A 25531-nucleotide genomic window follows, 5' to 3' on the forward strand; every position below is an offset into this window, starting at 1 on the left:
ATGGCATCAGAAAACAAACTATTTGGTCTCATGGAAAAGTATTTAATGGGACCGTTGAGCACAATTTCATCTTGGCGTTTTGTACGTGCAATAATGGCTGCAGGGATGGCTTCCATTCCATTCGTAATCGTTGGTTCCATGTTTCTGGTATTGAACGTATTGCCACAGACATTCACATTCTTAGAAGGCTTTTTTAATAATACGTTTTTTAGAATCAGTGATCTGTATATGTTGGCAAATTCGGCTACCATGGGGATATTAGCATTGTATTTTGGTCTCGTTGTAGGCTATGAATATACAAAAATAAATGCTGAAGAAGAAGGCTTAAATCTAAACCCGATCAATGGTGCATTATTATCCATGTTTGCTTTGTTTATGACAATCCCTCAATTAGGTTTTGTCAATGGACAAATCACACTGGTTGAACAAATGGATAATGGGGCCCCGATTATTAATGGGTGGGAAATGACTTGGAGCGGTGTGAGCCGCTTAGGTTCTACAGGAATATTCTCGGCTATTATTATGGCTGTTATAGCTGTACAGCTATACAGACTGTGTGTAAAACGCAACTGGATTATTAAAATGCCGGAAGCAGTACCTGAAGGTGTATCAAGATCATTCACAGCTTTAGTTCCAGCATTTTTAGTTGCTATTGTTGTGTTATTTATTAATGGTATTCTCATTACGTTAGGTACAGATATATTTCAAGTAATTGCTGTTCCATTTGGATTTGTTGTTAATATAACAGATACTTGGTTTGGTGTACTAGTTATTTACTTCCTGATCCATGCACTCTGGATTGTAGGTATCCATGGGTTTAATGTAATCTGGGTCGGATTCTTAACACCAATTATACTTTCCAATATGCAAGCCAACGCGGAAGGTGCAAATATTCCACTTGCGGGTGAATTTAACAATGCTTTCGTAATTATAGGTGGTTCCGGAGCAACATTAGGTTTAGTTATATTCATTGCATTTTTAGCTAAATCACAACAATTAAAAGTGTTAGGAAAAGCATCTATTGTTCCTGGTGTTTTTAATATTAACGAACCACTGATTTTTGGATTGCCTATTGTGTATAATCCATTCCTGGCTATTCCGTTCTTTTTAGCACCAATGGTAACAGCATCCCTGGCTTATTGGGCTATTAGGCTGCAAATTATGGAACCTGTAATTGCACAAATGCCTTGGCCTTCTCCGATAGGAATAGGCGCATTTATCAGTACAGGAGGAAGCTTAATGGCGGCTTTCATGGCATTCTTTTCTGCAATTATTGCATTTATCATTTGGTTCCCATTCATTAAAATGTACGATAAGAAGTTAGTTAAGCAAGAAAAAGGTGAGGGTGAAGCTATTCTTTAAATGCTAAAGTTCAGTCTCATTTCCGGTCAAAAAGTTCAGTTAGAACAAAAACCTCGCTATTTGACAATCCTTTTTGTAAGTACACAGAAAGGATTGTCTAAATATAGCGAGTAAAATAAACTTCAGTTTACCATTGACCTTGAGGTTTTCCAAAATAGTTAAGACTCAGATGTGCCCTCAAACCTGATCGTTTGAGGGGCATTTTTTGTAATGGTGAAAAGTGTCCGGTGCGCATCGGTGTTTTTTTACATTGTCAATCCATAAACGAGTTCTTATTTTTACAGTCTTATTTCCTTATTGCTTATTTTGATAGAGATATTGTCTGCGAGATCTTTCCTGTGAGTTTTTCCTTTACGGGTACCTCGGCTTGACTCTTTTTTCTTAGTAAAAAGGAGGGCGCGGTCCCAAATGACATCCAAGTGGGCGGGGCCAACAAGTGATCGCCCAGGCTGTTAAGAAGCCTGTGATACTCGCCAATTTCTTCATTGCCGACTGTAAGATAGTCGCTGTAATCTTTTTCTGGTTTGTTTTGGACAAAACTAATATAACTTCTAAAACTGAAATAATAGGCAGGCGGAGGAGTCTTTCCAACTAACACGATTGCTTCATCAGGGCGAAGCTTAAAGTTAGCCCCAGGTGATAAATAGGCTATATTGGCTGGATAATTATCAGGGTTTTGAGGGTCATAGCCTTTTGGAGGCCTCTGACCTTTAGATGGGTTCTGGTTTGGAGCTGGCGGAAGTAAGTAAAGTGCATAAGGAGCACCGGCATGATTGCCAAAACAATCCTCTATAATTCCTAAACTGCATAGCTTCAATATATCTTCATAGCGAAGCAATCCTTCCTGCACAACAAACCCTTTTTCCTCTAACAGCGATTTGAAATTATTAATATTTCCGTAGCCTTCATTATAACCATGCGTCACATTACTGTTAGACATGAATGAGCTTCATCCTCTCTGAGTAAAAACTGAAAAACCATCCATATGCATTTTATGAACTGGGATTTGTGTATATGCCTCATAGCGTATGACAGGGATTTGGTCTGGACAATGATTGAAATGAGAAGTATGAAAATGTTTTTTAGCTGGCACTATTTCATTTTTTAGACCTGAAAAAGCTCCTGTACAAGTGTGTACTGTACAGGAGCTTTAATACTTATAGAGGATTGGTTAACACTTTTTTGATGTGTAGCTTGCGCCAATAATGATTAATAAGATAAAGAGGACGACAATGATAGTGAAATTATGTCGCGGATACGCAGGTGCTTCATATCCATAACCAAAAGCAGGGGCTGTATAGGTCGGCATTGTCGGCATTGGACCAATATTTGGGGGAACATTTGGAGAAATATTTGCTCCGATATTCGGCTGTGCATTTACGTTAGAATACATCTTCACACTTCCTTTTTTTGTTAGTATGCTTATACCTATATCTTACTCCCGGCGAGTGGATTGGAGCCCGTCTATATGAAAAATGGGTGAGTATAATGGGTAGGGCGAGGTATCTAATTAATATTTAAAAGACCTATCACTAAATAATGCCGAGTATGAAATAGCTTTTATACTCGGCATTGGATTCACTTTTTTAATACACTCCATTAGAGAGATAATATAAATAATTAACATAAGAAATGGAAGAGTCGTTATGGTGGATGACCGGATAGTACATTTTATATGCTCTATAGCTTCTTTGCTGGCTGACTAGACTGGCTAAAGAGTTAAATGAAGGCCTTGTCACTAGATTTGTCATATAAGCTGACTGCTGACTGCCTGGATTTCTATGGTCATTGAGAATATCAATGATTTCTTCTTTAGTTCTTATATTAAATCCATGCCCGAAATACCTGCCATCGTTCAGGAGAACAGCATTAAGGCCTCTGAACCAAGGGGCATTATCATGAAAATCGGGGTTGTTGATATAAACCACATCACCTGGGATATAATTAGTGGAATAAAAAGTAACAATACCAAGGTCGGGATCAGTGTTCCAGCTATAAAGATAAAGGTTTTGAAACAATGAATTAAATAAGGTTCTGCCAATACTATTCAAAGTTGCATGATAGTAGAGAATGACAGCAGCTGTTGCACATTCAAATGCATAGAGCGAACTGTTCCGGTATATATCAAGAATGGCATCAGCAGGTTGCACATCGTCTCTTAAAAGAAATCCTCCTTGGGCTGTTAAATTCCAGTAACGGGGGTTGCAAGTAGCATATTCAAAAGTCGTAAACTGTGCTTCGCTTTCACTCATCTCTTTAGAACTTTTGATAATGTTTTTTCGCATGTTCACTTCAAACAATAATTCATCCGCTGAAGCATAAGAATAAACGGTCGGATCGTGAAGCATATGCTGGATGATTGATTCTTCAATACTGTCAAGCTTCCAATTTTCATCTGGCTGAAACGGGGCCCCTGATATTTGTATCATTTAATCCTCCATTCCAAGCTTGCTTTTCATGCCTCCGCTTGCTTTTAGACATAAGCTTTATCCTTTTTGGTTGGAACTAAAAAACATCCCTATGAATTTTATGAACTGGAATTTATGTATATGCCTCATAGTATGGAACCCCGGCAACCAGAATTTACTGGCTGCTTCTTTAAGTTTTCACTTAAGAAAATACATCTACTGTGCCCTTTAACCCATATATATAAGGTAAAAGCTGACAGGAGTAGATGTAATTGGACAAACAAAACAGTAAGTTCAGATGGGTTATATTTGCTTCTGTATTGTTTACTTATTTGATAATGTCGAGCCAGCGAACCGCTCCCGGATTAATTACAGACCAGCTGATGACAGATTTCAGTGTCACGGCTTCAACGATTGGTTTAGTGACAAGTATCCAATTCCTCGTATATACGGGTTTACAGATTCCAATGGGGATCCTCGCGGACCGTTATGGACCTAATTTTTTTCTTATTACAGGTACGGCACTAACAGGGGCAGGCACGATTATCTACAGTCTTGGCACCCATGAAGCTGTCCTGTTCTTTGCCAGAATACTAACGGGAATAGGGGATGCGACCATATGGGTAAATATGATATTAATATTGAGTCTCTGGTTTAATGAAAAGGAATTTACGCGGTTAATCGGTTTTGCGGGGATGACTGGAAGCCTTGGGTTTCTTTTGGCGACCGTTCCTTTCTCCGTATTCATTGTTATACTTGGCTGGAGGGGGGCCTTTCTTTCAGCAGGCCTGCTATTATGTCTATGCAGCGTGTTTCTTTATTTTGTCCTCATAAAAAAATCAAACCAATCGGCAGTCGTGAAGCCAAGCACCGTTCCGCACGAGAGAGTGCCTGTGATGCTCAATCTGCGAAAAATGCTTTCGAATCGGCAAGCATGGGGATTATTCTTATGCCACTTCGGGCTTGTCGGAGGGTATATCGGATTTATCGGGTCGTGGGCCGTGCCGTACGGGATGGAAATCTATGGAATGACACGTATAGAGGCAAGCCGGCTGATTATGATCAGTCTCGTTGGAGCACTTATTGGCGCCCCTTTAATTGGCTGGATATCAAGCTGTTTAAACACCATCAAACGGCCTTATATGGTTTTTCATTTTGCGGTTCTATTGTTATGGTCGGCCTTTCTTTTGTTTCAAGCCCATCCGCCATTTTACTTGCTGGTTATCCTTTTCTTTCTTATTGGCTTTGGATTTGGTTCAAATTCTTTAACGTTCGCAGCGATTCGCCACTCTTTTCCTGTAAAAGAATCGGGCATGGTCTCCGGGTTTGCGAACACAGGCGGATTTCTAAGTGCCGTACTGCTCCCGGGCATTTTTGGATATATACTCGATCATTTTCAGTCAACGGCAGGTAATATAGCTCAAGGGTATTACTTCGGTTTCTTCACGCCGGTCATCTTCTCACTGTTCGGCTTAATTGGAGTGATGTCTATTAAGGAAAAGAGGACGGAGGTCACACATAAAAAAACGACCGAAAAAGTGACTGAGGAATAACTATCCCGGATGCGAAGGTACCGGCCGTGGGAAGGGTAGGTTAGAGGGATGCGGCCAGAGAAGTCTATTAAATTAACTATTGGCTTCCCCTCTCCCCATTTACGAAGCAATTAAAATAGATCAAGCCCAAGCTCCTTTTTAATGGAAATGTGCCTTTAACTGTTCCTTAAACCACTCTTTCTTTTCCTCATATTGCTTTTTACGATGGCCATTCGCTCCGGATGGATGAGGAAAATCAAACAAAATGGATTGATTCCGAATCGTCCCTTCGTCCACTAAAAAACGCAGCACGTCTGACACAGCTTTACCAGCTGGAATGATCACAGCACCTTTCACCTCTTTTAACTCGGGGACGAACAGTTCATGAATCATTTGAAAAAGTAAGGGATGCTTCAGCATAGATGGATTAGAGCCGCTGTAATTCTTTTTATTAATAAACACGGGATATCTGAGTAATGAAGAGGAGTGCAGAAGGTGGTTCATCTCTCCATAGAGCTCTGAGCAGCTGCGAATGTTAAGGTGCTTATTCAATTCTATGCCGTCAAGCATGTCAACGAGGTTCTTTCTAATGCCTTTGCCGCCAAAACTAGCCTGTCTTTTAGCATGGCGCATCAATATGTCTCTTTCTTCTGAACCTATGTTTTTACGTACGTAGTTATAGGCCAGCTCCATCTGTGTCCATCCTGGGGTAATTCCCAGTATAATCACTTTAGCCTCCCTGTTTATATCTTCAAAGGGAGCCCAGAAAACCTCTGCTTTGTTGTCTTTTGCGTAAAGGAAAGAGTCAGTCATTAAGTCTTCCTTTGTATATGTTTCTTTTACTGGCAGCTCCAGAATGCTTTGTTCGTAGTTTTTAAAAAAGAACATATTTTACCCCCGGCTTAAATAATAGGATCGACAGCTTTTATCTGCAATGGTTTCCATTCTATCCTTCAAAGAATGATTTTTCAATTACTACCCCAAAAGCTCAGCATAATCGTTTAAATGACATATACATTCTTGGGAAGTATGATGCTCATCATTATTGAACAAAGAAAGAGTTAAATTGTTTTTCGTCCTATTAAAACAGACATCCATTATGCAAGAATGTCTGTTTCCTTTTTATTAGGCCTTCTTCTTACTTTATTCTGTTCAAAAACAGCTTCCGTTTGGCACTATTCCTGCCAGGCAGTAAGGAGGCAGCTAAGTCGATCGGTGTTTTATAAACCGCGTACCAGTCTTTGTGTAGCAGATTGCCATTTTTAATTGAAAAAAACGGATAGTCATTCGTGTGGTTGGCCTCAAATAAGAAAGGTTTACCATCTTTAGAAATACCGATATCAAATCCAAGGTCATGCATGCCAGGCTTATAATGACCCAAATGTTTTGCCAGGTTCAGTGCTAAGTTATGAACTTTCTGTTTTACTTTTTCAGTCTGTAAGGTCGGATGAGCCTGAAGGATATGATCAAGGGTATAAGAGGTGCCTCCCTGGCTCATATTTGTGAGTAATTGTCCTTTTTGAGCCACTTTACCAAAGACGGAGGTCACTTGCCATTGATTATTTGTGTTTCTCTGGACTGCAACTCTTAAGTCAAAGCGTGAGCCTTTATATGTCGCCAGATCAATTGTTTGCTGAACGAGGTATTTGCGTTTTTTAATCCTTTTAACGAGAATTCCCGGCAGCTGATTGGTAAAATAACGTTTTCTCCATAGGCCATTTTTATTTTTAGTGTATAAGGCCCACTTTCCTTTTCCAGCCTTATTTATTTTCATAATTCCGCGGCCGGCTTCCCCTCTGTTCGGTTTTATAATAACGCTTGGATAATCAGCTATCATTGTTTTAACGCTTCTTACAGAGGCAATTTTGGTAAACGGCTGATTTTTCGAAAGAGTATTGTGATTGTTGACTATTTTCCAAACGTTCCATTTATAGTTATTATTGTAATATTTGAAAACAATTGTTCCGTTTCTCTTTAAATTTTTAAAAAGAGGAAGATGTTTTCTCGAGTGGCCGACACGTTTGTAAATGACTTTCGGAACCGGAACTGTCGTTAACTTGAACCTCCAGCGCTCTTTTATAAGACATGTGACTGATGTCTTCCCGACTTTCAGATCTTGAAGGCGGAAAAAGCATACAGAGCAATTTCTTCCCCTGGCAGCTTTCATATAGAGCAGGGCTGCCTTCCGCATATTTGTGTCTCCGTTTCTCAACTTCTTATATTTAGCCGAAGATAATATAATACCTATTCGATTTCCCTCTCTCATGCTGGAACTCCTTTCGATTTAATTTTTTAACCGCGTAAGAAAACATCTCAACGTAAGATCTCTTAACATTGGCAGATCCGTAAGTCATGTAGAAGGCGCGTTTTCCGCTGCACAAGTTAGCTTCTATAATCCATAATTCCCCTTTTTTATCCAACCCCAAGTCAACTGAGATTTCACCAAGCGGTCCGTAACCGGATTCCAGTACCTCGTAAGTGGTATAACAAACCTGGTCAATTTTTTTGATTAAAGAAGTCACGTATTGATCGGAGTAATTGTATTTCATTCGGAAAAAATTTCTCAACTTGTAACTATTTGAATTTTTTGAAGTAAACACACCTTTCGGATGCTCTTTGACACAATAGGCTGACACTTTTGGTTTTCCTTCCGGTGTTTTATTCATTTCCACTCTGATATCAAATGGCTTTCCGCTGTGTGTGAAAATCGGAATTTCTTTTTGAATAAACAGAGTTTTCCGTTTGAAGAAACTTGTTAAGGTTTTCATAAGCTGCGTTTTCGAGACGGTTCCCCGTTTGATTCGCTTTCGGTAAAAATAGAGGTATTCAAATGAGTTGGTTCCTTTTTTACGCACTCTCATGACGCCTCTGCTCTGGAAGCTGTATTTTGCTTTGATATAAACGTTGGAATGTCTGTTGATAAATTGAAATAGCTGCTGTTTCTTACTGAGGGATAATTCCCTCGTAATAGGCAGGGCGGAGGCAGTAGAGGATTTTTTTCGTAAAACCTTGTACTGGGTGTATTTATCAAAACTTTTCAGGCGGTTGAGAACAATGGTTTTATGGGATTTAAGAGAACGATTAAAAGACGGATATTTATTTGCCGTATAAGTGCCTCCCAGCCTGAAAATGATGTCAGGGAAGGGAAACAGTTTTCTTCTCCATTTCTTTTGGCTCTTATCATAATAGACGCCTTTGATCTTGTTTCTCTGCTTTATGAAGTCTTTAGCCGTAAAGAAATAAACGGTGGCACCAGTTTGAAGGCCTGCCCTGTATGAAAGCCTCGCCCGGAAAGACACTTTCTGCCTGAGCAGACTCTTCTTCATTTTTGCTCTGCATAATAGGCCTATTACTGGTGAAGAGGTAGACATTTTTTTACTCTCCTTTCTCATATAAATGCCTGTATAGCACTTGAGAGTGCTACTATAATATATTAATTTTTCTGGAAGGGGACAGGGCTTTTATATGCTGTGGGAGTAAATTGATGAACTTGTCGTAGGGGTGATCGTGTATGGGGAAGAGTCGGATTTTGCGGCGAGTTTTTTTAAGGGATAGACACGTAAGAAAAGTTGATTATACGTAGGTAAGACGCCAAATTTTAGAGAGGGAACTTTGCGTAAAGCAGCCCGGCTGGGAACGTAACAATAAGGAGTATTTTGGAAATAAAAGGAGATAAGTGTTGGTAGGGGAAGAAAGTGAAGAAATGAGAGAGGACAGAGCATTAACCATTTAACTTAAAAATAACTGGTAGAGTAAACCTAAAGATACGAGGAAAAAGGCTAACCAAAAATAGACTTTCACGGAATGTTTGTCATAAGAAGCCAAGTGAAGGGCGCCAATGACAGCTGATAATGCCCATAAGACGTACAGCCAGAAATTTCCCGAAGCTATAGCTGACAGGGCAGCGATCACTGAAATGATAAGTATAGAGAAGTTTACTTTTCTTATTGTGATCACTCCAATTCCCGGGCACGGGGGGATTAATAAATTCTGCTTCTAATAAACATATAATAGGCAGAAAAGAGATGCAGAATTAAGGGGATGAAAGCAGCCATGCCGAAGATAAATAATAGAGAATGAGTGAGAGCGACCCCGGCTGCTAAATTGCTAAAAGATAGGAGGATGAAAAACCAGGTTTTTTTATGTTTCTTTTGGAGTGAGGCTGCTATCAAATAGCTCCAAACAGCTGAAACAAGTATAAATGCAATACTCATGTCTTTTCCCCTTTCGCCGTTACGTATAACTATTTTAATTTTAAAAAGGCCCTCTTAGCTCAATAATAACCTATTACTTTCCAATTGACATCCTTTCTTTAAAAAAATGTCCGGCTAGGAAAGCCGAACGCGGTGGCTGCAATAAAGGAAAATAAAGGCCGAAACCAGAAGCATGGCAGAAAGGAGGTAGGCCGTTCGGGAGACAATACCGGATTGCTGCCCCCCGATCGCGGTTAAAGCCCAGATGATAACAAGCATAAAGGCTATGTCGGTATAATGGGAGCCAAAGTACAGGGCAAGCCCGGCTACCGCCCAAAACTCATCACTTAATCCCCATCTATTCCAGTTAAGTACTTCCAGCCCGATACTGATATTGACAATGGAAGCGACTGAGATCCAGGCAAGGTAAACACTGAAAGGGAGCAGATAACCTAGCCGCTCGACTTTGTTTAACAGTTCTATGCGCATATCATAAAAACGAATCCTTTGATAAATGACACTGAGGGTGATTAAGAGTCCGATCATTATAAACATAGCAGACACAATATATAAATAATGCCAAAGAAAAATCCAGGAAATGTTAAACAAACAGCTGACAAAGAACCAGGGACCGATCATAGTAATGAGCGAAGCATTCCTTCTGCCGGGAATCAGCTGAATGACTATAAAGCCGGCAAGGAGTAAATAAATGAGTCCCCAGATAGAAAAGGCGTAAGAAGCAGGTGTAACGAGTACAGGGAACATAGCGGACACCTCGCCTGTTGTCCTTCCCCCAATTGGAAGAGAGTTGGCAAGGTAATTTATTGTCACCAGTGCTGCAAATCCAGCCAAATTTAAAGCAGTCAATAAAATAGCCAGTCGTTTTTCCATGTGGACACCCCCTTTTCAAACATATGTACAGAGCCGCGAAGTATGTCCGCAAAAAGCAGGGCGTATATATCAGTTTTTTTAGAAACTGTTTAAAGGGGGGGGGAGAGTGCTTTATTTATGGTCCGCTCGCCGGCACGTGCTGAGAAGGCGATATCTCCATTTTATGAATTAAGAAAAGGGGTTGCCCCCAAAAGTTAGACTTCTGTGGCAAACCCCTCTGCACTCTTAAGATATAACTAATCCTTCAGTTGATTAAAGGCATTTTGGACCGGCTGAAGCATATTCCGGTTTCGTCTGCTCATAAGGCCAACTGCTGTTGCTCCTATACCCAGACCAATGAGAGATAACATAAGGGTGTTTCCGTTATTGTTGTTGTTTCGACCCATTCTGAACATACTAACATCTCCTTTAGTGTGGTTGTGCCAACGAAGAAAAACTGAGCGATTAAGTTATTCCGTCAACAGAGCGCTTAAATAAAACGTTTGAAATAAGCATGGCCATTTCAAACATTCATTATTATCTTTCATTACGTCGAAAATAACCGCACTTTGAAGTATCAAAATTTGGTTTGGAACAATGAGGGGAAATTGGGGCAGGCTAAATAAAAAGTAATGTAAGGCAAATTTCCCGCTTGCTTCATAAGATATCAAAAACAGAAGCGGGAGGTTTATATGCTTAAGGTAAAGTGGATACCTCGACAAGGCGATACGGACATTTATTTGCCTAAGAGCATGAAGAGTAAGGATAAACTTACCTCTAATAAGATATATTTTCGGTTTGGCTCATGGAAAAGGAAACTGGCAGTTAAATTTCTGGAAGAACTTCCAAAAGACGTAATTAAATTGGCCTCTGATCTCAAGGAAGATTTGTTTATTCCGGAAGACCTCACGTTCAACTTCAAAATCACAAATAATACCCTTCAATTGGGTCCTGTAATCTTATGGATTGCGTCAAATACAGGTGGTAGGCTCGCTAGAAGATTACCGCATTTACAAACACGCATTGAGCAGTTTGTCCCCGAAAAAGGTATGATTTGCCTATGTGCTGAAGACGGGATTGATCCGGAAAAAAAGGAAATCAAAGGATATTATTATTGCCCTCAAGCTGAAACCGGAGAATTAAAATGGAAAGAAGCTAATTTTTTCTCGCCCGGCGCTGTGTTTAAAAGAGTGCGTTTATCCGAAGACATTAATAACCATTTAATTAAACTGACCAATGGAAAAATGTTTAACTCTTATTTTTTTAACAAGTGGGAAATGTGGCAATGGCTTTCTCCTGACTCGATCTTACGTAAATATTTGCCTTATACAAAAAAGGCAGACGAAATAAAACATATAAAGGAGATGCTGTCCAACTATCCGTGTGTGTATGTAAAGCCGGCAAGAGGGTCGGAAGGCAGGTCAATCATTAAAATGGAAAGAGACAAAAACGGTTTTCTTATAACAGACGATAAACAGCAAAAAACGTTTACACAACATTTGGAAACACATCCCTTAATTGAAAAGAGATTAAATAGTTCAAAGGAATATCTTGTGCAGCAAGGGCTGCCGGTTAATTATGACTCAAGCCACGTGGATTTTCGTATCTATATGCAAAAAGGAGCATCTAAAAGATGGAGATCTTCCGGCATAACGGCCCGTATCTCGCAAAAAGGGAGCATCATTACGAACGTCAGATGCATGGATTACTGGCTGCCAGGGCACGAAGCTTTCCGGCAGATTTATAATCTGGATAAGAAGAAAGCTGCCCTGCTGGAAAGAAAGATCGTTAAAATATGCAGCCGTGCCTGCCGGCGGGCAGGCAGAAAAGGAACATACGGAGATATTGCTATAGACTTTGTAGTAGATGAAGACCTTCACTTCTGGATTCTTGAAATGAATATGAGAAATGTATATCCGGTTGAAGACCCGGCTCTCGAAGCAGCCGTGAAAGGAACGCCTTTTTTGTATGCGATGAGTTTAGACGGATTTCCTGTTAAGAGAAAAAAGGTTAAGAAAAACTAGATTGCTTTTAATAGTCACTGCCTCCTGTTTTTCAGGGGGCATTTCTCGTGGGCTTTCCTGTGAAAACGAGTCCATTTTAAAAACCGTGATACATGCTCTATTTTTTGCAATGGAGAGGTAAAACCGGGTATTAAGCCGTTACTCACCAGCCCTTTCTTAATACACTATCAGTAAAATAGACGAGAAAGGGTGAAAAATATTGGCCTCACAGGACAAATCACACGGTTATCTGGGGGTTTTAATATCCAACAGAGCTTGGAGAGCCATTATTAAAGAAAAACCTCATTACCGGCTGCAGCAATTAGCAGAAGCCAATAAGAGGGTAAATCTCAAAATGTATCTTTTCTCCATTAAACAGGTTGACTTAAAAACTCAAACAATTATTGGATACTATTTTGATACTAAAGATGGCTTATGGAAAATTGATATGTTTCCTTACCCTGACGTGCTGTACCGGCGCGGCGGTCCGCCTAAGAGATACAAACACGACTATACTACTTTCCTGAATCAATGCGAAAAAAGGCAAACGTTATATCTAAACCCTTCTACCTTAGGAAATTGGGAGATATACAACTATTTCGGTACGGTAGAAAGGCTTCAGCCTTATTTAATGGAAACTCTCCTGTACAAAGAGCCGGAAGATTTATTTCGAATGCTCGAAAAGCATAAAACGATCTACCTGAAGGGAGTCACAGGAAGAAAAGGGCAGCAGGTCGTAAGAGTGGAAACCCTTCCGGATTATCAGTATGCCTGTAAGTTCTTCGACCATATTAAAAACAGCGTCAATTTAACAACCTATGAAACGATGGATGACATGCTCCCATTCATTCAGTCGTTTTATAAAGGTAAAGAGTTCATGGTGCAGGAGGCAATCGACCTCCTCGAAGTGAAAGGGAGACGTCTCGATTTACGGGCAGAGCTTCAAAGAAACAGAAAAGGAGAAATTGAAATAAGCGGAATCAGCGCACGAATGAGCCAGAAAAACTCACCAATTACGATCCACTCTCAAGCCTTTCCTTTAAATAAGCTGCTGGAAATGCTCGATATCTCATTAAAGAGAAAGTCGGAAATAAAAAAGGAAATTGACAGATTTTTAATTGTTGTCTATGAAGATACCGAGAAAAAATACGGTAAATTTGCAGAAATAGGCATAGATTTTGCTTTAACAAAAAATCTTCAAATAAAATTTATAGAATGCAATTCACAAAGTGCAAAAGTCTCGTTGATTAAAGCATATGGAGAAAAGACGTTAAACCGCGCGTTATCCAATATTCTCTTTTATGCGAGGTATCTCCTAAATGAAAAACTGGAAGAAAAAGGCCTTACTGAAGCGGCAGAAACAATAGAGGAGCAGCAGGATACTTTTCCGGATATAAAGGGTGAGGACCAGACATCGGGGAAAGAAAAGCAGACTGCGGAGAAAAAAGAAGAGTCTGTTTTTGAAAATGAAGAAGAAGTTTCGGGAAAAGAAACAGATTCGACAGATGAAACATTAGCCTCCAAAAAGGATAGTGAACCTTCATTACCTGATTCGGCAATTGAACCGGCTGGACTTGAAACAGCAGCATCTTCCATTATTGAACCGGAAAAGGAAAAAATTAAGGAAGCAGAGGGCTCATCTGCTTACTGGGACGAAGGCAATGCTTTTAAAGAACCGGAACAGGAAGACATTGAGGAAGAGTTCATTCAACAAACTGCTCCGGTTGAGGAGAAACAAAAAATAGCAGAACCATCGGCACTGACGCAAGGCAGCCAGCCTCAGAAAGCAGAGAAATCATTTAATTCCGAGGATCAAGGCAAGACTTTTAAAGAAACGGAAAAACAAAAAAAACCGGTTGCTGTAAAAGCAGCAAACCATTCATCGGAAACCAGGGAGGCAGATCAGCTCAAACAAGAGCTGCAGGAAGAATTGGCGGAAGCAGAAGAGGAGCCGGGGCTAATCGAGTGGACGCAGGACACGTATTATAAATGTTGGAACTCATTTTCCAGGTGGTGCAGGCTGGTGTGGTACAACACGGAGAAGAAAGGGTGAAAAAAATTGAGATTGAAGGGAAGAGATAAGTATAAAATGCACCTGGCAATGAATAATAACCTGGTTTTACAGCCGCATCTCCCTGACACAAAGAAATGGACCAAAAAAAACTTCTACAAAATGTTAAAAGACTATCAGTCAATTGTTGTGAAGCCAAATAACGGAAAACAAGGAAAAAATATTTACTTTATTGAGAAAGGCCAATCAATTTATACGTTGTCTATTAATAAAGAAACGAAAGAGTTTAAGAGAAGGTACCAAGTGTACTCTTATTTAACGGAAGCAATTGGAGATAAAGAATTTATTATTCAGAGAGAAATTAACCTCGCTAAAATAGACAACCGCCGTTTTGATTTTAGGATTATTGTCCAGAGGTTAAGTTTAAAAAGCCCGTGGGAAGTCACTGGTATTCTCGCCAGAAAAGGAGGGAGCGGATACAAGGTAACCAACCGGCGTCACCATGGAACAGCGCTGGCCTTAGAAGAGGCTCTGAATAAACTGGGTATTCCAGAACATTTAAAGAAACGGTTAGTAAATAACATTAAAGAGCTTTCACTCTTAGCGGCAGAAACATTAGGGCAGTCTTATCCCAAGCAGACAATTTTTGGGGTGGATATCGGGATGGATCATAAGGGGAACTTATATATTTTTGAATTAAACCTCTGGCCGCTTTTGGGAGGATTCCGGAGTCTCGAAGACCGAACACAAATTAAGCGCATAATGGCTTATAAAAAGGCCGCTGAAAACTAAAGCAACTCCCCTGGGTGAGGGTGTTTGTAAAAGCATTTACCCTTTGGCCAAGGCCCTGTCCACGGCACCGGCCATGCGAAAGGAGCAGGAAGAATGATAGGAATAATCTTATCGCCCGCTGTCATTAAAGATTCATTGTCAGGAACAGGGAGTCCGGTGGTGCAATTTTATGAGGAACTCGCGAATAAAAACAACGTAGACCTTTGCTTCTACAGTTTTAAACGTCTGTCACTTAAAACCCGAACAGTTAACGGGCTTGTGTATGAGCATAGGAACGGTGAGCGGGCAAGAAAGACCGTTCCGGTGCCAAAAGTTAATTTATACAGGGGATATTCCTATTTAAAAAACAAAGAAAGCATTGATAAAGTAAGATATTTTATCAAAAACCACACTAAGGTGTTCTTAAATGTCCTGACGAATGAAGAACGAGGCAAATACAGTGTTCATAAATATTTGGAAACTGTAGATGACCTGGGACCGAGTTTGCCTGAGACGTCGACCTTATCATTTTCAAAAATGAAGGATATGGCCGACCGTTACGATAAAGTTTATATTAAACCGAAACACAGCTGCAAAGGAAACAATATTTATATGCTGGAGAAATCAGGCTCCGGCTTCACGATGTCCCATATTAAAAGCGCCAATCAGACAGTCAAACAGATCCCGGATACCGAGCTGCGGAATTATTACTCTTCGACTTTTAAAACCCCAGGCAGGTTTATCGTTCAGGAAGGGATTTCCAGCAGAAAATATAAGAACCAAAAGTTTGATCTAAGAGTGTTCACTCAAAAAAATAAATCAGGCAAGTGGCAGGTGACTAAAATATATGTGAGAATTGCGGACCAATGTCCTTTCGTTTCCAATGCTGACCAGGGCGGCCGTCTGAAATTCAATGTAAACCCGGTTCTTGAACCGGCTATGAAGAAGCAGGTCAAAAAAGCGTGTATTAAAACGGCTAAAGCTCTTGAAGCAAAGAATCCGCATATCGTGGATCTTGGACTTGATGTCGCTATAGACAAAAATAATGAAATCTGGCTCATCGAAGCAAACTTCAGGCCTTACAGAAGCAAGTTTGACAGTAAGCATTATAAGGTTCTCTTTGAACATGCTGTTTGGTGCTGCAAGCAGAACATGGAACACCAGACGGCTGACGCCAGGATTACAACTTCAGAAACTTAAGGCTTCCCCCCTTCACTGATTAAGTGCAGCGGGGGATTTTATTTTTGCTCGTGTGTAAATAATTCGCATATTGCAAAGGGTTTAAAGAAGCCCTGGCAATGATGTCACCTCTGTATGCTTTATATAACGACACTTTGGCTGACTGTGAATTTGTTTCAATATACCAAAGCTTCCCGCTCTTATCTATAGCCAGATCTATTCCAAGTTCACCCACCGGTCCGTATTTTTTTTCCACACATTCATAAATTTCTTTTGCAAAGTCCTCAGTTCTTTCTTTTAAAGCAGCAATTTCTTCAGGCGTATGACGCATGCAGGCTTGATGAAAGTCTTCAAACGTATAACTCTTCGCGTGGGTGGTTATAGGGGCGTGCTGCCGTGACAGGCGGACTGGAAGGGCCGTCACTTGCAGTTTTCCATTTCCATCCCGCTGAACTTCTGCGCGAAAATCGCTAATTGAGCCATTAACTTCGATGAGGTTAATCGCTGATTGACTTATAATCTCCTCTGTTTTAAAAAGTCTTTTAACATAGTGAAAAACACTTTCCGGGGTCCCGCTTCGATTAATAACTTCTCCATTTTTGCAGTAACTGTAGAGGCAGTGCCCATCCTCAAGGTCAGTTATTTTAACAACTTGTTCGCCGCGGCTTCCTTCAGCCGCCTTCACATAAAGAGTCCCGTATTCAGCCAGCATACCGTTAAGAACATCGGCAGAACAAAGCAGCCTTGTATCAGGTAAATGGTCTTTCAGTTCGTTACAGGCTTGCAAGTGATTATAAAGCTTCCATTTGTTTAAGGGGTGCGGGTAGTTTATATACTGAACATTTTCCTCCGTTAACTTGTTTATAAAGGTTAAATATTTATCTTCGGTCAGTTTGTTTTCAGTCCATAATTTATAAAGAACAGACGGATAAGGGAAGGGTTTTCTTTTCCAATAATGATCGTCTTTATCATAAAAGATTCCATATATGGTCTGTTCGCTGATCATCACTTCTTTAAGGGAGAAAAAATACAGGTTAGTGCCCGCAATGTCATTAGCTTCAGCCAAATTTGCGAGCCTTGGATGCGGCAGTTGTTTTAACAGTCTGTTGGCCTGTTTTTTAGAAATAAAAACCCCGACAAGCGGCTTGCAGTCGCTTCGTTGGTAAATAGTCACTTATTTTCCCCCTTTTTGCTTACAATCGGTCGCTCCTTTCAATTACCATATGCCCAGCAGTTAAGTTATGTAACGGAAAAAAATAATTTTAGAGGATCGGGTATTTGCCTATGCCAAATGTTAATGGCCCACATACGCTGTAATTGACTTTAATTTGAGGGGGATATTAAACATGGGTATGCCTGAAATTCCTGATTTTAAGCCGAAAATTGATCTGGACCGTGAGGACGTCATTAATCTGCTGCTCGCATCTATTGCTTTGGAAGAATTATCATTAGCGCACATCATGAATGCGGAAGGTGAAAAGATCCAGAAGGTTGTTGGCAACAAACATGCGACCATTGATGACTTGTTCGATATAAACAGGAGTGTTGAAAGAACATTAAGAAATGTCATTAAGAAAGAAATGCTGCTTCAGTTCAAACTTGAAGATACAATTGATTTAATTGACGACGATGACAAGGATGAAATGTAGCTGGGATAATTCTGTGTTCATACAATTGAAGCACTAAGGGTGAAAAAACAAATGGGCAGCTGCTTTAAGCCGCCGCCGGTGCATGAAGGGGGAAAAGAGTCTTTCCTCTTCATGCCGGGCATGCGGGAAAAGTAATATACTCTTTTTTCATCGTTTGCTTCCAGTCCTTTTTCCAGTCATTATTTTTATTAATGGAGGTGCAGGCTCAGGGAAAGATTCAGCACTGACATCGTCTTCAATGTCTTCAAACAGGCGGTCTGCCGTCTGGCAATATTGGCTGAATTCCTTAAGCTGATGCCTGATGAGACGGGTTTCTTTATAGAAAACGCAATTAGAGAGAATATCGGTTATTCTCTCTATATGGGTTTTCAGAACTTTTCGGTTATGAATATATTTATTATGATAGCCGCGGCTGTCAGCTTCGCCTGCGTTTCTGTGTAAAATAACAGCTCTTTTTTTAAAAACCATTTTTTCAATTTCGATTAACTGGCTAAAGAAAGAATTAAAACAGAAAATCAGTTTGCCTAACTGATTTTCATATTCCCCGTCCTTTTCGATCCCTGATAACTGAGAGCCCTGAATCAGTTTTTCGGAAATTCTGAAAAAATCAACGATCGATTCTTCCATATCATTGAAGGCCTGTAATAACAGGTCGTCTGTGTTAGGTTTAGGCTGTGAAACAGTCATAAGGTTATTCCTTTCGGCAGTGTTTACATGTGCAGCCCGGCGGACAAGGTGGCGGCGGACATTTTTTCTTATGTTTATCTTTTTTATCTTTTTTAGGACAATCCTTTTCATCAGTAATCTGCAAGGTTGTTTCCAATTTCCGGAGAAGTAGGAATTCTTTCATTACAATGGAGCTTAACGTACTGTTAACAGTTCTGTTAAAAGAGATCAGTTCTTTATAGTCTGCTTTATCACATTTATGAAATTTACATAAAAAAGCCTGGATTTTTTCAGCTTCTGCATTAAGCAAGTGTGATAAGGCGACTTCTTCAAGGGCAATAGATTCCAGCAAATCAATGACTGTCTCATCCAGATCCGGGCGATAAGGCTGTTTAGGGACGATTGGCATACTCATTATTAATCCACCTCCACGGTATCTTATGGGCGTTTTACCTAATTTGTGATTAGTTTTAGAAATTTTTTTAGGCAGTGGCGGCAAAGGAGTCTGGTGAAAGAGGGAATAGGAGCGGGAGGGTTATGAAAATATAAGAAAAGCGAGGATGCAGGTATCATTTTAGTTCAATTTTTTATAAAATATGAAACGGAGACAGGCTTTTTTTGAAATAACTATTGGAAAGCAGGTGCACGACGTGGCGTACAGAATTAAAGAAACGATGATCTCAGAATCGGAAATCAAGCAAAAAGTGAAGGAACTGGCAGAGGAAATTGAAAAAGATTTCAATAACGAACCTGTCGTACTAATAGCTGTCCTGAAAGGCTCGTTTGTTTTTGCGGCTGATCTTATGCGTGAAATGAAAGGCAACGTACAAGTCGATTTTATTTCGGTTTCAAGTTATGGGAATCAGACGGAAACCACAGGAAAAGTAAGGCTTCTTAAAGATCTCGACAGCAACATTACGAATGAAAATGTTGTAGTGGTGGAAGATATTGTGGACAGCGGCTTGACGCTTCATTTTCTGCGCGATCATTTACATATGCATAAGCCGAAACAGATTAAAGTCTGCACGCTGCTGGATAAACCTGAACGCAGACGTGTCGACCTGCCTATTGATTATGTGGGCTTTGTTATTCCTGACGAATTTATCGTCGGCTACGGTATCGATTTTGCACAAAAATACAGAAACTTGCCGTATATTGCTTCTGTGGAAGAATATTAAGAGGTGGATCTTAATCGGTCAGGATAGTTTACGCTGTCCTGGCCTTTTATATAAAGAGTCGGATGGGGAAGCACTGCTTTAATCTCTGATTGAAACATGGGTTCCAATCGGGATAATGCTTGCCAGCTCCTCCACATCTCTGTTGTACATTCGGATGCACCCGCGGGAGACAGCCTGGCCGATGGAAGCCGGATCATTAGTCCCGTGAATGCCGTAACCTTGCTTTGACAGGCTCATCCACATCGTTCCGAACGGGCCTCCCGGGTTGGGCGCTTTATTAATAATAATATAATCGCCGAGTGGCGTATCATAAAGCATACGGCCGACTGCTATTGGATATTGTCTTTCCATCACGCCGTTGCGATAAAGCTCAAGCAAAAGGTTATTAACTGAGACTTCAATCCGGTACGGAAGAGTTTCTGGGCGGGGGAAACCAGGGATTTCTATTAACTGACCGTGAAAAATAATGTTTGGATCTATGTTAGGATTCGCCTGAATGATCGTTTGAATAGGCACGCGGTAATCTCTTGCAATTTGACTGAGTGTCTCACCGGGCTTAACGGTATGAAGCACACCACCACCTCCTGTATTTTAAGGCACCGGTACATTTTATGCTTCACGGGAAGTATACATTCGATATAGCGGAAAAGAGAGAGGCAGGAGGGCCAGGGCAGGCAGACTGAACAGGCTGCGGTGGGCTTTATGAAAAAGCAGGCGGTTGTGAAAAATAACGTGGTATAATGGGCAATTGAAAACTGAGGCCATGTGAGGGGGGAGAAGTAGTGAAAAAGTATTTATATATCTTTCTGTTTACCATTCTCATCTTTAATACGCTCAGATATCTCACTTATACACTTGGAGGAGCATTTTCTGTCTATAACATTATCATGCTTGTCTTAAATATAGCTGCCCTGGTCTACGCAGGCTGGGCATTCAAGAGCACACTGAAAGAGGGCCGTTCAGGCAGCCGATCATGAGGAGAGAGCCTTGTGGCAGTGAAATATAGGTAAGGCGGCCGGTCGTTAAAGCGCCCATTTACGGTTATTAGTAAAGGAAACGGTCAGCCATCTTTTTTCGAGAGGCAGATCCTTGAGGCGCTCCTCCAATTCTTCACGAATTCGGTCCTGGTCATCGATCGTCTGAACACTTCCATCCGGACCGACTACAAAATCAATTTCCACCCATAACGTCTTGGCAACCTTCGTTACTCGTATAAATGATTCTTCAAGTTTCTCCCGCTCCTCGATTGCTTTCGCAGTTTTTTCCACAACCTCGCTAGTCCCGTCAGCCGGACGCATTTCCAACAGTTCCCGCATAGAATGGCGGATTTCGATAAGCGGCCACTTAATAAAGTAAAAGGAAATAACCATCATCATCACTGGATCCACATAAACGATGAAGGCTTCCAGGGCAGGAATGAACTGAAGAAAGAAGGCAATAAGAAAGCCTATGAGGACACCGAGGCTGACCATCGTGTCCAAATACCATTCATTTGCCTCTGCCCGCAGCAAATTCGAATTAATTTTTTTCCCTCTGGCCACAAAATAGCGGTAGACAGCAAAGCAAAACAGCGAAGCGAATGCCGCATAAGCAAGACCCGCTCCCACAGGAACCGGACGTCCACCTTGAAACAGCGCGATTACTGCGGCAATAAATGACCCGGTAATCAGCGCAATCATAGAAAAATATTTAATAATGATAATGAGCGGTTCGATCGTCTCTTTACCGAACGGAAATCGCCGAAAATCAGCTTTATTCATAAACTTAAAGGCCGATAAAGTGAGAAAAGATAAAATAACGCTGATAATGGAATAAAGGCCGTCAAACAAGATGACCTGCGAGCGAAGCAGCAGCCCGAGAATAAATGAAATCACAGCAAAAGCGACTGCGGCATACGCCGAGCCTTTCAATAAATTTTGTTCATACATTTCTGAGTGTGTCATGCCTTATAACATCCTTGTCTCAATTTAGTCTTCTACGCTCATTTATTCACTTTTTTGCGCGGGACTAAACCATACCCTCCGGGGGAGGGCACGGTTAGCTGATGCTGGGCATTAACTGAGACTTTTTACGGGAACGCTTAGGTCATCCGAAAATCCCCACTGTCTGGAACAGCGGAGCAAAACGTTCCCCGTTCCAATCAAGGGCGGTCTGAACCTCCCCGATGGCGTCGGCATTATATCTGCCGGCGATTCTTTGTGTGGCATACAAGCCGTAAACGCCGTTCCTCTGAAAGTCGACCGGATACAGCCCGCCGAGCGGATTGACCCAGCCTTGGATCGGCTCTTTTAAAGTGCCGTCCGGGTTGTAAATTTCCGAGAGATACTCTTCTCCTTTATATTTAAGGTCGATCGTGTAAGTGTTAGTATTGCTCCCGGCCACTTCCACCTGATAATTGTCTTTATAGGTGACTGTGTAAGTGACTTCCTGATTGAACACCTCATGGTCAAAAACCACAGTGGACGTATTATTAAGATAAGAGTAAATGTAGTAAAACGTGTATCCGCCGCTTCCTCCGCTGAAAATACTGAGCATAATCTCATTCACCCCATTGCCGGTAAAGTCGCCGAGAAAAATCGTCGGCTGATAACCGGCATTTTCTTTAGGAATAATCTGGTGCCATCGCCCTGTCCTGCCGTCCTGAATGTACAAAGAAATGTTCACCGTATAGGCGCTTTCCATTCCGTAAGGCCGTTCTCCAACCAGGTAAAGGTGGTCAGGCACCCCGTCGCCGGTCACATCGCTTTGTTTATAGTCAATTACATATGCTTGCGTCTGTCTTGGATAAGCAGAGTGATAAGTCATCACATCATCTCCCGTTATTTGTTTATTAATCATATGTGAGACAAGAGAGATTTTTTCATGAAAAAGGGGAGAGGGGAGTATCCATACTTCTGCAGGGACATTTACATGGTAAGCAAATGCCATTGACAATATGAGAATATTAATATAACATTTGATATATAACAAGTGATATTTTATAAAGGTATGCAGATGTTTTTGTGAAGGAGGGGAAAGTGCTTTGCCGCCTAAAAAGAAGTTTTCCAGAGAACAAATCATTGATGCCGCATTTGATATTGCGCAAAAAGAAGGAACAGAGAACCTCACGATCCGAAAGGTTGCTGACAGGCTCGGAAGTTCGATTGCGCCAATTTACGTAAATTTCAATGATGCAGACGAATTGAAAGAGGCCCTCATCCAAAAAGTCACGGATGTCAGCCGGCAGATGATTCTCGATGAGCAGTCAGGTGATCCGTTTCGTGACATCGGAGTGGCGAGCATCCAGTTTGCCAGAGAGTATCCCGTACTTTTCAGAGATATTCTCCTGAATCCGAGGGATGAAATAAAAAATTATGATGAAAATATGGGTGAAGAGTTGATCGGTCAAATGAAACAATCCCCTGATCTTCAGGATTTCACAGATGACGAATTAAGCGGGATTTTAACAAAAATGAGAGTGTTTCAAACAGGTCTTTCAGTCATGGCTGCGAACAGGCTGCTGGGAGAAGATATAAGCGAAGAGCGGATGGTGGACATGCTGGACAGCGCCGCAGAAGACATCATTGCCGGTGCCCGACTCAGGAAAGAAGGAAAATTTGCGCGATAATTTAAAGGAGGATGAAGGAAGATGAAAGATCGTACAGTCGTGATTACAGGGGCGAATTCAGGAATCGGGAAAGCCGCGGCGTACAGATTTGCTTCAGAAGGATACACGGTCGTGATGGCTTGCAGGAACCTGGAAAAAAGCCAAAACGTCCAAAAAGAGATGGTAGAAGCCACTGGAAATGACCGGATCGATCTGATGACATTAGATGTTGCTTCCTTTGCCTCCATAAGTGATTTTTGCAGGGAATTTAAAAACCGGTATGAAAAACTGGACATTTTAATTCATAATGCCGCGTATTTTAACCACGGCTCAAAACACCGTCTAAGCGCTGACGGACTTGAATTAACATTTGCGACAAACGTGTTCGGGCCTTATTTAATGACCTCATTGCTTCTCGGCTGCCTTTCGAAATCGGAAGATCCAAGAATTCTGCATGCAGGCAGCAATATTATTAAACATTTTTTTGATCCTAAGAAAAAAATACAGTTTGAATATGTGATGGGGAAAAAGAAGGACCCTAAATTCAGCGTGTATAAAATGTACTGCCAGTCTAAGATGGCACTGCTGATGCTCGGGTTTAAAATGGCAGAAGAATACAAGGGCGCGGGCATTAAAGTTAACACTTTGCAGATTAACGGAGCTGTGATGTCCAAAGAAACTCTTAAAAAAGTGACTCCAGGCTACAGAATGGTTGCGCGCGTCCAGAATTTATTTTTCCGGCCGGCGGAATATATGGCAAATAACTACTTTGAAATTTGCACCTCGGAAAAATATAAAGACATAACAGGACAGTTATTTAATGACAAACTGGAAATCATGCAGCCGGCTTCCGGTCAAAAGCTCGGTATTTTTAAAGATATTAAACAGACAGTCGGCACGGCCCACTATCCAGCTTATGCGGAAAACATGGAAATCAGGGAGAAACTGTGGGAGCTTTGCAAAGAAGTGACTGCTGAACGGATCGGTGCAGAGCCGGCCGGTAAAGGGTAAGGCGGGCTTAAACTGGCCGCGACTTTGATACGCAGAGGAGAGGCATTTTCTCTGCGTATTTTTATTTGCACGGGATTTTTTCGGGAAAGGTAATATTCTGCTGTTGACTCTCCTGTTAGGGGAGAATTTATTGTTAATGTGAACGAGAGAAAGCGGGGGAAGGCGAGTGTACAGAATCGGGCTATTTTCAAAAATATCGAAAACGACTGTTAAGACTCTCAGATATTACGATGATATCGGGCTGCTGCAGCCGGCTTATACCGATGAGACAAACGGGTACAGGTTTTATACGACCGACCAGCTGGTTCAGCTTCACCACATCGTGGCTCTGAGGCAGATGGGCTTTTCCATCGAGGACATTTTGCATGTGAAGGACGGAGATAAACTGGGACAAATACTCGCCAGGAAAGAAGCCGAATTAGAAGCAGAAATCAAAGCCGCAGCCGACAAGCTCTCTCGTATCAAAAATTTTAAAAATCAGCAGGAGAGGGGTTTTAGTATGAGTTATCAGGCAGTAATTAAGGAGTTGCCGGAATGTATTGTGTATTCAAAGAAAATGCGCGTGCCGAATTATGACGCGTACTTTGAGCTGGTGCCAAAGATCGGGGAGGAAGTCACAGCAGCCAATCCATCATTGAAGCTGGCACAACCGGAGTACTCATTCATTGTATACCTGGACGGCGAGTACAAAGAAAAGGATTTTGAGGTGGAGTTTTGCGAAGCCGTAGAAAGCTTCGGGACAGACACAGATACTATTACTTTTAAGAAAATTGACAGCGTCCAGGCGGTCACTGTCCTGCATAAAGGTCCTTACAATCACTTGGGTGAAGCCTACGCCTACGTCTTCAAATGGATCGAAGACAACGGTTATACTGCTACCGGCCATCCGCGCGAAAGTTACATTGACGGTATCTGGAACAAAGACAGCAAAGAAGACTGGCTCACAGAACTACAAGTGCCCGTAGAGAAACCCAGCAAGTAAACTAAGTGTCACCCCTTTCTCAGATGAAAGGGGTTTTTGGTAATTAATGGGGGGTCTGACCCCCAAACGTTTAATAACTTCTCCCAAGCGGTATAACTTTATAGTAAAATAAAATTTGCGAAAAGCGAGC

At 41.3% G+C, this 25531-nt stretch carries 27 protein-coding genes; 12 read left to right on the forward strand and 15 right to left on the reverse strand.

The window, feature by feature from the left end:
• Positions 1-1362: a PTS cellobiose transporter subunit IIC gene (celB, locus tag BMW59_RS11130; protein ID WP_093051806.1), complete on the forward strand. Its 1362-nt coding sequence runs from the start codon at positions 1-3 to the stop codon at positions 1360-1362.
• Between the two features lie 301 nt (positions 1363-1663).
• Here celB and BMW59_RS11135 read toward each other — a convergent pair whose 3' ends face one another.
• The 3 genes from BMW59_RS11135 to BMW59_RS11145 all read right to left on the reverse strand — a co-directional run bounded on the left by BMW59_RS11135 (position 1664) and on the right by BMW59_RS11145 (position 3791).
• The gene (locus BMW59_RS11135; RefSeq protein WP_093051809.1) at positions 1664-2302 is read right to left on the reverse strand and encodes a hypothetical protein; all 639 of its coding nucleotides are present in this window, start codon (positions 2300-2302) and stop codon (positions 1664-1666) included.
• A gap of 231 nt (positions 2303-2533) precedes the next feature.
• A complete protein-coding gene (locus tag BMW59_RS22360) occupies positions 2534-2755 on the reverse strand; it encodes a YjcZ family sporulation protein (protein ID WP_093051812.1) in 222 nt (73 codons plus the stop codon).
• A gap of 193 nt (positions 2756-2948) precedes the next feature.
• The gene (locus BMW59_RS11145) at positions 2949-3791 is read right to left on the reverse strand and encodes a protein-glutamine gamma-glutamyltransferase (protein WP_093051815.1); all 843 of its coding nucleotides are present in this window, start codon (positions 3789-3791) and stop codon (positions 2949-2951) included.
• 251 nt (positions 3792-4042) lie between these two features.
• Here BMW59_RS11145 and BMW59_RS11150 point away from each other — a divergent pair, with 251 nt between their 5' ends.
• Positions 4043-5323 carry an MFS transporter gene (locus tag BMW59_RS11150; RefSeq protein ID WP_093051818.1) on the forward strand — a complete coding sequence of 427 codons (1281 nt, stop codon included), beginning with the start codon at positions 4043-4045 and terminating at the stop codon, positions 5321-5323.
• A 138-nt stretch (positions 5324-5461) separates the two neighbouring features.
• Here the strand turns inward: BMW59_RS11150 and BMW59_RS11155 are convergent, their stop codons facing one another.
• The 6 genes from BMW59_RS11155 to BMW59_RS21760 all read right to left on the reverse strand — a co-directional run bounded on the left by BMW59_RS11155 (position 5462) and on the right by BMW59_RS21760 (position 10781).
• Positions 5462-6190 (reverse strand): hypothetical protein, encoded by a 729-nt coding sequence (locus BMW59_RS11155; protein ID WP_093051821.1) that lies wholly within the window; start codon positions 6188-6190, stop codon positions 5462-5464.
• Between the two features lie 250 nt (positions 6191-6440).
• Positions 6441-7568, reverse strand: a complete 1128-nt coding sequence (locus tag BMW59_RS11160) for a YheC/YheD family protein (RefSeq protein ID WP_093051824.1) — start codon at positions 7566-7568, stop codon at positions 6441-6443.
• Positions 7525-8673, reverse strand: coding sequence for a YheC/YheD family protein (locus tag BMW59_RS11165; protein ID WP_177174315.1), 1149 nt, complete (start codon positions 8671-8673; stop codon positions 7525-7527). Before BMW59_RS11165 ends, BMW59_RS11160 begins: the two co-directional genes overlap by 44 nt.
• A gap of 358 nt (positions 8674-9031) precedes the next feature.
• Positions 9032-9259 carry a hypothetical protein gene (locus BMW59_RS21755; protein ID WP_177174316.1) on the reverse strand — a complete coding sequence of 76 codons (228 nt, stop codon included), beginning with the start codon at positions 9257-9259 and terminating at the stop codon, positions 9032-9034.
• A gap of 371 nt (positions 9260-9630) precedes the next feature.
• Positions 9631-10386, reverse strand: coding sequence for a tryptophan-rich sensory protein (locus tag BMW59_RS11175; RefSeq protein WP_093051833.1), 756 nt, complete (start codon positions 10384-10386; stop codon positions 9631-9633).
• Positions 10387-10622: 236 nt separating this feature from the next.
• Entirely contained in the window at positions 10623-10781 is a 159-nt protein-coding gene (locus tag BMW59_RS21760) for a hypothetical protein (RefSeq protein WP_177174317.1), read from the reverse strand.
• A gap of 276 nt (positions 10782-11057) precedes the next feature.
• Between BMW59_RS21760 and BMW59_RS11180 the strand changes: the two genes are divergently transcribed.
• The 4 genes from BMW59_RS11180 (at position 11058) to BMW59_RS11195 (ending at position 16350) form a co-directional block, all read left to right on the forward strand.
• Positions 11058-12389: a YheC/YheD family endospore coat-associated protein gene (locus BMW59_RS11180; protein WP_093051836.1), complete on the forward strand. Its 1332-nt coding sequence runs from the start codon at positions 11058-11060 to the stop codon at positions 12387-12389.
• Between the two features lie 199 nt (positions 12390-12588).
• Positions 12589-14421, forward strand: coding sequence for a YheC/YheD family endospore coat-associated protein (locus BMW59_RS11185; protein WP_093051839.1), 1833 nt, complete (start codon positions 12589-12591; stop codon positions 14419-14421).
• Positions 14422-14433: 12 nt separating this feature from the next.
• Positions 14434-15171 carry a YheC/YheD family protein gene (locus BMW59_RS11190; protein WP_342740114.1) on the forward strand — a complete coding sequence of 246 codons (738 nt, stop codon included), beginning with the start codon at positions 14434-14436 and terminating at the stop codon, positions 15169-15171.
• Positions 15172-15264: 93 nt separating this feature from the next.
• The gene (locus BMW59_RS11195) at positions 15265-16350 is read left to right on the forward strand and encodes a YheC/YheD family protein (protein WP_093051844.1); all 1086 of its coding nucleotides are present in this window, start codon (positions 15265-15267) and stop codon (positions 16348-16350) included.
• 19 nt (positions 16351-16369) lie between these two features.
• On the opposite strand, the gene BMW59_RS11200 is transcribed toward BMW59_RS11195, so the two are convergent.
• Positions 16370-17503 carry a YheC/YheD family endospore coat-associated protein gene (locus BMW59_RS11200; RefSeq protein WP_093051846.1) on the reverse strand — a complete coding sequence of 378 codons (1134 nt, stop codon included), beginning with the start codon at positions 17501-17503 and terminating at the stop codon, positions 16370-16372.
• 172 nt (positions 17504-17675) lie between these two features.
• On the opposite strand from BMW59_RS11200, the gene BMW59_RS11205 reads away from it, so the two are divergent.
• Entirely contained in the window at positions 17676-17978 is a 303-nt protein-coding gene (locus BMW59_RS11205; protein WP_093051849.1) for an alpha-helical endospore appendage domain-containing protein, read from the forward strand.
• Positions 17979-18125: 147 nt separating this feature from the next.
• On the opposite strand, the gene BMW59_RS11210 is transcribed toward BMW59_RS11205, so the two are convergent.
• Positions 18126-18665: a hypothetical protein gene (locus BMW59_RS11210; protein ID WP_093051852.1), complete on the reverse strand. Its 540-nt coding sequence runs from the start codon at positions 18663-18665 to the stop codon at positions 18126-18128.
• A gap of 4 nt (positions 18666-18669) precedes the next feature.
• Positions 18670-19059, reverse strand: coding sequence for an alpha-helical endospore appendage domain-containing protein (locus tag BMW59_RS11215; protein ID WP_177174319.1), 390 nt, complete (start codon positions 19057-19059; stop codon positions 18670-18672).
• A gap of 259 nt (positions 19060-19318) precedes the next feature.
• Here BMW59_RS11215 and hpt point away from each other — a divergent pair, with 259 nt between their 5' ends.
• Positions 19319-19822: a hypoxanthine phosphoribosyltransferase gene (gene hpt, locus BMW59_RS11220; protein WP_425441271.1), complete on the forward strand. Its 504-nt coding sequence runs from the start codon at positions 19319-19321 to the stop codon at positions 19820-19822.
• 78 nt (positions 19823-19900) lie between these two features.
• Here the strand turns inward: hpt and BMW59_RS11225 are convergent, their stop codons facing one another.
• Positions 19901-20395: a L,D-transpeptidase family protein gene (locus tag BMW59_RS11225; RefSeq protein WP_093051855.1), complete on the reverse strand. Its 495-nt coding sequence runs from the start codon at positions 20393-20395 to the stop codon at positions 19901-19903.
• Positions 20396-20604: 209 nt separating this feature from the next.
• Here BMW59_RS11225 and BMW59_RS11230 point away from each other — a divergent pair, with 209 nt between their 5' ends.
• Entirely contained in the window at positions 20605-20799 is a 195-nt protein-coding gene (locus BMW59_RS11230) for a hypothetical protein (protein WP_093051858.1), read from the forward strand.
• A 45-nt stretch (positions 20800-20844) separates the two neighbouring features.
• On the opposite strand, the gene BMW59_RS11235 is transcribed toward BMW59_RS11230, so the two are convergent.
• Together BMW59_RS11235 and BMW59_RS11240 are read right to left on the reverse strand one after the other, a co-directional pair.
• On the reverse strand, positions 20845-21765 hold the full coding sequence (locus BMW59_RS11235; protein ID WP_093051861.1) for a cation diffusion facilitator family transporter: 921 nt from the start codon (positions 21763-21765) through the stop codon (positions 20845-20847).
• A gap of 142 nt (positions 21766-21907) precedes the next feature.
• Positions 21908-22660: a VCBS repeat-containing protein gene (locus BMW59_RS11240; RefSeq protein ID WP_218141987.1), complete on the reverse strand. Its 753-nt coding sequence runs from the start codon at positions 22658-22660 to the stop codon at positions 21908-21910.
• Between the two features lie 184 nt (positions 22661-22844).
• On the opposite strand from BMW59_RS11240, the gene BMW59_RS11245 reads away from it, so the two are divergent.
• The 3 genes from BMW59_RS11245 (at position 22845) to BMW59_RS11255 (ending at position 25401) form a co-directional block, all read left to right on the forward strand.
• Positions 22845-23429: a TetR/AcrR family transcriptional regulator gene (locus BMW59_RS11245; protein ID WP_093051867.1), complete on the forward strand. Its 585-nt coding sequence runs from the start codon at positions 22845-22847 to the stop codon at positions 23427-23429.
• Between the two features lie 21 nt (positions 23430-23450).
• Positions 23451-24419 carry an SDR family oxidoreductase gene (locus BMW59_RS11250; protein WP_093051870.1) on the forward strand — a complete coding sequence of 323 codons (969 nt, stop codon included), beginning with the start codon at positions 23451-23453 and terminating at the stop codon, positions 24417-24419.
• Between the two features lie 166 nt (positions 24420-24585).
• The gene (locus tag BMW59_RS11255; protein ID WP_093051873.1) at positions 24586-25401 is read left to right on the forward strand and encodes a MerR family transcriptional regulator; all 816 of its coding nucleotides are present in this window, start codon (positions 24586-24588) and stop codon (positions 25399-25401) included.
• The last annotated feature ends 130 nt before the right edge of the window (positions 25402-25531 follow it).

The organism is Salipaludibacillus aurantiacus, from assembly GCF_900111295.1.
In the GTDB taxonomy this organism is placed as follows: domain Bacteria; phylum Bacillota; class Bacilli; order Bacillales; family Salisediminibacteriaceae; genus Salipaludibacillus; species Salipaludibacillus aurantiacus.